The organism is Carboxylicivirga mesophila, assembly GCF_018271975.1.
Lineage (GTDB): Bacteria > Bacteroidota > Bacteroidia > Bacteroidales > Marinilabiliaceae > Carboxylicivirga > Carboxylicivirga mesophila.
This window is the reverse complement of record NZ_JAGUCN010000010.1, coordinates 175,209-183,728: the sequence shown is the minus strand read 5'-3', so window position 1 is coordinate 183,728 and position 8,520 is coordinate 175,209. Positions and strand designations below refer to the sequence as shown.

Here is an 8,520-nt window from a genome sequence, read left to right as displayed (position 1 = left end):
ACTAAATTTCAAAATGACAAAGAACGTTTTAGGCTTAATGAGCCAAATTTGTTTAATCATTAATAACGTCCCAATTTTAATGGGACACTAGTGACCCAAATTATTAGGTAATTTTAAAAGATATAGTTTACAATTCAGGCAATTAGTGTGGCGTACACCCCACAACATTAACAATACCTTAATAGGTATAATGGAAAATCACATGCTCAGCCATCACAAAATATTAACTTTCGATGAATTTGAACTTTACCGCAAAATGATTTGGTTGTTATTCCCAAATACCTATGTGATAATGCATAAGACTTTCTCCCTACGTAACTTTTCCTTCCAATAGCCATCGATTGTTAATTATTGTATTTTAATATACTATTTCATTAAATGCGATTGAAACTAAGTTTATTAATGTATGTTTGTTGTCATATTATAATTTCAACAAAATAAGATGAATAAAGGAAAAGTAAAATTCTTCAATGACTCAAAAGGTTTTGGCTTTATCACTGAAGAAAATGGCAAAGAACACTTTGTACACGTTACTGGATTAATTGACGAAATTCGTGAAGGTGACGAGGTAGAATTTGATCTGCAAGAAGGTAAAAAAGGCTTAAATGCTGTAAATGTGAAAGTTGTATAACTATATAAGTTTTTATTACTGTACCTTTAAAAGAGGATAACCATAATGGTTATCCTCTTTTTTATGGTTTGATAATAATTTCAACGTATGGAAGGTATTATTCAATGTCGCTGTTTTATCATCCACAACATATATAAAAAAAGCTGATAGTCAAACTATCAGCCTCCCCCATTTATATTGTATAAGTTTCTTAACTATAAATCTCCTTCTTAGCTGATTTCAAGGTGTTAATGATTAACGAGGTAATGGTCATAGGACCAACACCTCCAGGTACTGGTGTAATATATGAACATTTCGGGGCCACTTCATCAAATAATACATCACCTTTTAAACGCCATCCGGATTTTGTATCAGGCGCTTCTACGCGTGTTGTACCCACATCAATTACAACTGCTCCTTCTTTCACCATATCACCTTTAACAAAACCCGGTGAACCAATGGCAGCAATAATAATATCGGCCTGAAGACACAACTCTTTAAGGTTGGCGGTGCGGCTGTGTGCTACTGTAACAGTAGCGTTACCAGGATTGCCTTTTTGAGATAATAAAACACTCATAGGACGACCAACAATATTACTACGTCCAATAACCACTACATGCTTACCCGATGTCTCGATCTCGTAACGTTTCAGCAGCTCCATAATACCTTGAGGAGTGGCAGAAATGAATGCTGGCATACCGATAGTCATGCGACCAACATTAACAGGATGAAATCCATCTACATCTTTACGCGGATCAATGGTTTCATTCACTTTATCTTCATTAATATGTTTTGGAAGTGGCAACTGCACTATAAATCCGTCAATATCAGGATCATTATTCAGCTCTTTTACTTTGGCTAACAGCGTTTCTTCGGTTACATCATCTTCATATCGTATTAAGCTGGATTTAAAGCCCACTTCTTCACAGGCTTTCATTTTTCCGGATACGTATGATTCACTGCCACCATCATGCCCAACAAGTATGGCAGCCAAATGAGGTATTTTACCACCTTTAGCTTTAATAGCTTCTACTTCAGCGGCAATTTCCTTACGTACTTCTTTAGATGTTAATTTTCCATCAATCAGTTGCATGGTTATCATTTTTCGGGTTTGTATATAAAAAAAGAAGCACAAGCGTGCTTCTTATTCCAAAGTTCTTTATTTATCGGCGTTTACCCATTGGCATCTTACCCATCATCTTGCCCATTTTATTACCCGTGGTCATCATCTTCATCACCTTTCGGGTATCATCAAATTGCTTAATGAGTCGATTAACTTCCTGTATGGTTGTTCCACTACCAGCCGCAATTCGCTTCTTACGACTTCCATCAATAATAGATGGCTGTTCGCGCTCTGCAGGCGTCATCGAACGAATAATTGCCTCGATACCTTTGAAAGCATCATCATCAAAATCAATATTTTTAAGCATCTTACCCATTCCTGGAATCATTGCTGCCAAATCCTTCAGATTACCCATCTTTTTGATTTGCTGAATCTGTTTCAGAAAATCATCAAAATTGAACTGGTTTTTGGCTATCTTCTTCTGCAGCTTTCTGGCTTCCTCTTCATCATATTGTTCCTGGGCACGCTCTACAAGTGAAACAATATCACCCATACCCAAGATACGGTCAGCCATACGGTTAGGGTGAAACACATCCAGTGCCTCCATCTTCTCACCAGTACCAACAAACTTAATGGGCTTGTCAACTACACTGCGGATAGAAAGAGCCGCACCACCTCGGGTATCACCATCAAGCTTCGTTAACACTACTCCATCAAAGTCTAATCGGTCGTTAAACTCTTTAGCTGTATTAACGGCATCCTGTCCGGTCATGGAGTCAACCACAAACAGAATCTCATCTGGATTAACAGCTTTCTTAACTGCTGAAATCTCCTCCATCATCTGCTCGTCAATGGCCAAACGACCGGCGGTATCAATTATGACCACATCATGGGCTCCTTTTTTGGCCATTGCAATACCATCTTTGGCAAGCTTGACAGGATCTTTACAGCCCTCTTCTGTATAAACGGTAGCGCCAATTTGCTCACCCAGTACCTGTAACTGGTTAATAGCTGCCGGACGATAAACGTCACCAGCTACCAATAACGGATTCTTACTACGCTTGGTTTTTAACAGGTTAGCCAGCTTTCCGGTGAATGTTGTTTTACCAGAACCTTGTAAACCGGCAATCAGGATAATACTTGGATTACCCTGTAGGTTGATGTCGGTAGAAGTACCTCCCATCAATACAGCCAGTTCATCGTGAACCAGCTTTACCATCATTTCACCGGGTTTAACAGCATTAAGCACATTTTGGCCCATGGCCTTTTGCTTAACTGTTTCGGTAAAAGTCTTGGCAGTTTTATAGTTAACATCGGCATCTAATAAAGCACGACGTATATCTTTAAGTGTCTCGGCAATATTTAGTTCGGTGATTTTACTTTCACCTTTCAATAGTTTAAATGACCTCTCCAGCCTTTCGCTTAGATTCTCAAACATTCCTATTACTATTTTATAAATTTTGCTGCAAAATTAAAAAATTATAAGAGATAGTTGATAGATTTTATTTATAACTCAAAAGAATTAATTCATACGCGAATTACTTGGTTTAACAAACTTTAGGCTATTCACACACATAACTCTCAAAAACAACCATTTAACATACACTCCTCTTTATTTCTTTAATATGAGCATAAGTATCGTTTCCCATAATTTAAATCTTACATACCATTAATTGGGATTAACAATAAAGAATAAAAGTATATTTTTGTTGCTAGAATATTTTATACAAGTTCTTTTTTCTACTTTTAAAAGGTAGACCATTCACGACAGTACCAAATGATTAATCAGAAAAACGTCGCTCAAATCAACCCTATGAAAAACCTAAAAATATATTTAGGCTGTTTAGCAGTTGCTGCTTCATTGTTTACAGGATGTATACCTCAGAAGGAATATGTTTTATTGCAGGATAAAAGCACTGATAAAAAATACGAAAATCCTTATAATCCACTCGATAATATTACCGATAAATATTTTCTGCAGCCCAATGACTATCTGTTCATTAATGTATCAACGCCAGATCCAAAAATATCGGAGTTTTTCAATCAAAATGCCAGCAATTCGGGCAATATGCAGCGCAACCAAAACTTCTTTTATTACCAGATCGATGATTCGATGAACATAGACTTTCCCTATGTTGGACACATTAACCTGGATGGCTGCAATGTAAAAATGGGTAAAGTAAAAGTGCAGGAAGCCCTAAAGCCATTTTTAAAAGAATATAATCTTACTTTCAGATTGGCCTCCAACACTTTTACAGCACTGGGTGAATTTAGAAATCAGGGTGTACAAACCATGCAGCGTGAACAAATAACCATATTTGAAGCTGTAGCACAAGCCGGGGGTATTACACCATTTGGTAAACAGCGAAAACTACAATTGGTAAGGCAAATGCCGGAAGGTCCGGTTACTTATGAAATTGACCTGACAGATAAAAACATCATCAATTCAGAGTATTACTATATCTATCCCAATGATATGCTATATGTTCGCCCGATGAAAGCCAAGCAATTTGGTATAGGAGAATCTTTCTCCATTGGAATAATAACTACCTTACTTGCACTATACTTAACCCTACAAACAGTTATTAATTAAACTCTATGTCGCTGGAAAACCAACATTCCCAAGCCAATACTTCGTTATTTAATATTGACATAAAGCGCTTTATACAGGACTTAATGCGTTACTGGTGGTTATTCGCCATTACGGTTCCTATCAGCCTGTTTACAGTATTTATGATTCATCGCTATATACATCCTGTATACCGAGCCACTATTACCCTTTTAATGGAAGAAAGAGGCGATGTGATGCCCAAGAATGACATTATGCAAGGCTTCGGGTTAACACCCGGGCAAAGAAGCGTTGATAACCAGATTGCCATCCTTACATCGTGGGATGTTATTCAGCAAACAATTGACAAGCTGGACTTTCACGTTAGCTATTTTGCAGAAGGACGACTGAAAAACACAGAGATGTATCGAAATGCCAACTACCATGTGCAGTTTGACTCAACTCACCCTCAACTTCAAAATATTCCCATTTACATTACCCCCATTAACAGGACGCAATGCAAAGTAACTGTTAACACTGAGGTGCCGGCCAGTACGGTTGTTTACAGTAATCCTGAAGCAAAAGGCTCAACAGGCCCAATTAACTTCGAGGCTACCATCAACTATAACGAACCATTGATTACTCCTTGGGCATCGTTTACAATAGTTCCCCGGGTTGAAAACTACAGTTCAAAAATCGAACAATACTTTATTTTTAATCACCCACGTCAATTAGCAGGACAGTTTAAAGGCCGATTACATGCCCAGTTACCTAACGAAGGTTCATCCATAATCAGGGTATCAGTTACCGGCAAAAACAATACAAAAAACATCGTTTTCTTAAATAAACTGGCGGAAGTCTTTATTGCCAATAACCTTAGACAAAAAAACCTAATAGCTACAAATACAATTGATTTTATTAGCCAGCAATTAGTGGTTATTGCCGATACATTACAGTTGACCGGGACTGAGCTTAGTCAGTTCAGAACCAACAACCGCATCCAGAGTGTTTCGGCCAAAGCTGAGTTCCTTTTTGGCAGTATGCAGGAAATCGAGCAAAAACTAACTGAAATTGAAATCAAACGCAGCTACTATTTGTATTTGCGCGATTATTTTGCCACTACGATTGACAGTGAAAAAGTACTGGCACCGGCCATGTACGAAACAGAAAACACATTGTTAAGTGAGCAAATAAAATCCATCATGGAGCTCAATTCTCAGCGTCTTACGGTTATTAGTTCCTATGGCGAAGAATTGAACCTCACCAACCGTGATATTGAAAACCAAATTGAGATTGCCCGCAAAACATTACTAAAAACAATAGGCAGCCAGCTAAGTATTATAGATGAAAACAAGGCTCGCCTACTACATGATAAAACCGCCAATGAACAAGCTCTCAACAGCTTGCCTGAAACGGAGCGGAGGCTACTGGGCATCGAAAGAAAATTTGAGCTCAGCAATGAGGTATATACCTACTTATTACGAAAGCAGTCTGAAGCGCAAATTCAGAAGGCCTCAAACACACCCGACCATCAGGTGCTTGAAAGCGCCCGGTATGCAGGACAAATTTCACCCGATACAGCAGGTAATAAAAAGAAGGCTTTGCTTTTAGGTGTACTGATTCCATTGGTATTTCTGGCACTACGCCAAATCCTGAATAATAAGATAATCGATATCGAGGATGTTGAACGCATCACTTCCTTACCAGTAGTAGGAAACATTATTCATAACAAGAATGATGAGAGTAACGTCGTTAGTGCTCATCCGAAATCGGTAGTTACCGAAACATTCCGACGTGTTAGAACACGTATAGAATTTATGAATAAAGGAATAAGTTCACCTATCATCGGCGTTTCGTCATCTATGCCAGGCGAAGGAAAAACATTTTGTGCACTTAACATGGCTGCTGCATTTGCTTTAAGTGGCAAGAAAACAGCTCTATTAGGTTTTGACCTTCGTAAGCCCGGGTTGAACAAGATTTTTGACGTTAATGGCAGAATGGGTATCTCAAACTATCTGATTGGCAAAGTAAGCTATGAAGACATCCTAATGGAATCAGGTCAGGACAATTTGATAATTGTCCCTACAGGCAACATACCTCCGAACCCATCAGAATTAATCAGCTCTGAAAAGACAAAAGAACTTTTGAATAAACTAAAATCTGAATTTGATATAATTATCATTGACACCCCGCCAATGGGCATTGTATCTGATCCATATTTATTAGCCAGACATACTGATACACTCGTCTTCCTGGTGCGGCAACAGCATACCATTAAATCTGCACTTGCGCAAACCATTAAAAACATGCACGAAGAAGATATATCAAATGTGGGTATCTTAATCAATGATCTGCAAGTTAAACGAAGTAAATACGGTTATGGATATGGTTACGGATATGGCTACGGTTATGGTTACGGCTACTATGAAGAATAATGTACTATTCGAATGTATTTAAGTAAAAAATGAAGTAAATTAGACCAAACTAAATCAGTCTTTGTAATGAAACTTTTTTTGTACTTAGCTCTCTTCGTATCTTTAACAGCTTGTTCTTTTCAGAATAATAAAAAACAAAATAGCGGTAGTGATTCAGACAATATCATAACCTATTATATTGCCCCGTATAAAGTAAGCTGTGTTGGTGTCGCACCTATGAACTGCCTGCTGGTAAAAAAAACACCTGAAAGTAATTGGGAGTACTTCTACTCTGCCATTAAAGGTTTTACGCATGAGGCTGGTATTGAATATACTATTAAGGTAAAGGAGACTACCCTAAAAGATGTACCTGCCGATGCAAGTAGTATAGCCTATGAACTTATAGAAATTGTCGAATCGAAAGCATATGGTCCTAAAGCCACCAACCTGCACGATATATGGGGCGTGGTTGAGTTGAACGGCATCACCCCCCTATCGAAGCAATGCGAACAAACCCTTGAACTTAATGTGGCTGAAAAAACACTGCTTGGCAAAGCTGGCTGTAACGATTTCAGAGGTCAGTTCACGACCTCAGATAATACAAATGAGATAACATTTGAAAACCTCATAGCTACTAAAATGATATGTCCTAATCAGGATCTGGAAGATACCTACCTGAAGACTTTGGAAAGTGTAAATGCCTATTTCAGATTCAATTCGAATCTCTTCCTAATCAGCGATAATCAAGTTGTTATCAAACTAAAAAGAATGGATTAATCTGCTTATATTAAGCAAGTAGCCATTATTACCAATAAGTCTATTTTACAATGGCTTATTCTCTATTTGAATGCGTTTAACAACATCTGTGATAAGCTGCAATCATATTTCAGATTCATTCATCTGTCTGTTATAATGCCTATCTGCATGCTCAACCTTTCATATGTTGCCAATACATGATTTCTATTACTGCAACCATTGATATCAAAGATACGCACATCAATATTTCTTCTATCTTTACCAAAAACGCAATATATGCATACCAAGTCGTTATCCAACTACCTTATTGAAAAGGCATCGGGAGAGAAAGTTTATTTTGAAGGACAAAAACTTATTGGCTCGCTCATTCGCTCGGGCGCCAGCGAAGCGGTAGCTAACCAAATCCTGCAAGCCATCAGCCTTGAATTACACGATGGTATGCTTACCAGTGAAATATACAGAAAAGCCTACCAGATGCTTCAGAAGCAAGAGCGTAAAACGGCTGTCAACTACCGCCTAAAGCAGGCTGTATTGCAATTAGGACCTTCGGGATATCCTTTTGAATACTTTATAGGAGAATTGTTTAAAGCACGGGGGTTTAAAGTAGAAGTAGGTAAATTGGTGAACGGCTATAGTGTGCGTCACGAAATTGATGTGGTAGCCACCAATGAGCACAAACACATATTTGTTGAGTGTAAATTTCATAACTACCAGGGGACTAAAACCAACGTGATAGTTCCGATGTATATTCGTTCACGATTTGACGATCTGAATCGGGTAAGGCACTTTGATGAACAACTTAAAAACACCAATACACAAGGGTGGATAATTACCAATACACGCTTTACAGAAGATGCTATCAAGTTTGGCCGAGATTATGGTCTTACATTACTTGGCTGGGATTACCCAAGCAAAGGCAACCTGAAGGACTGGATTGAGCTGGAGAATTTACACCCTATCACTTGTCTTTCATCCATTACACACAAAGAAAAAAAAGCATTACTTGACATTGGTATTGTCATGTGCCATGATTTGTATCAAAAGCTGCTTAATCGTGACTCTCTGCCGGTAAAGCCCCGTAATCAGCGAGCTTGCAAACGTGAGCTTAAAGATTTTATTGAATAATCAC

General features: G+C 38.1%; 7 protein-coding genes. 5 read left to right on the top strand and 2 right to left on the bottom strand.

Features of this window, described 5'->3' with window-relative positions:
* The first annotated feature begins 442 nt into the window (after positions 1–442).
* The gene (locus tag KEM09_RS10560; protein WP_212189123.1) at positions 443–631 is read left to right on the top strand and encodes a cold-shock protein; all 189 of its coding nucleotides are present in this window, start codon (positions 443–445) and stop codon (positions 629–631) included.
* 190 nt (positions 632–821) lie between these two features.
* Here KEM09_RS10560 and folD read toward each other — a convergent pair whose 3' ends face one another.
* Complete coding sequence (gene folD, locus KEM09_RS10555) at positions 822–1,703, bottom strand: bifunctional methylenetetrahydrofolate dehydrogenase/methenyltetrahydrofolate cyclohydrolase FolD (protein ID WP_212228150.1); 882 nt, start codon at positions 1,701–1,703, stop codon at positions 822–824.
* Positions 1,704–1,773: 70 nt separating this feature from the next.
* Complete coding sequence (gene ffh, locus KEM09_RS10550; protein WP_212228148.1) at positions 1,774–3,111, bottom strand: signal recognition particle protein; 1,338 nt, start codon at positions 3,109–3,111, stop codon at positions 1,774–1,776.
* A gap of 375 nt (positions 3,112–3,486) precedes the next feature.
* Here ffh and KEM09_RS10545 point away from each other — a divergent pair, with 375 nt between their 5' ends.
* From KEM09_RS10545 to KEM09_RS10530, 4 genes are all read left to right on the top strand, one after another.
* Complete coding sequence (locus KEM09_RS10545; protein ID WP_212228146.1) at positions 3,487–4,266, top strand: polysaccharide biosynthesis/export family protein; 780 nt, start codon at positions 3,487–3,489, stop codon at positions 4,264–4,266.
* A gap of 5 nt (positions 4,267–4,271) precedes the next feature.
* Positions 4,272–6,656 (top strand): GumC family protein, encoded by a 2,385-nt coding sequence (locus KEM09_RS10540; protein WP_244824957.1) that lies wholly within the window; start codon positions 4,272–4,274, stop codon positions 6,654–6,656.
* Positions 6,657–6,722: 66 nt separating this feature from the next.
* Complete coding sequence (locus tag KEM09_RS10535) at positions 6,723–7,412, top strand: DUF4377 domain-containing protein (RefSeq protein ID WP_212228144.1); 690 nt, start codon at positions 6,723–6,725, stop codon at positions 7,410–7,412.
* A gap of 255 nt (positions 7,413–7,667) precedes the next feature.
* Positions 7,668–8,516, top strand: a complete 849-nt coding sequence (locus KEM09_RS10530; protein ID WP_212228143.1) for a restriction endonuclease — start codon at positions 7,668–7,670, stop codon at positions 8,514–8,516.
* Positions 8,517–8,520: the final 4 nt, after the last annotated feature.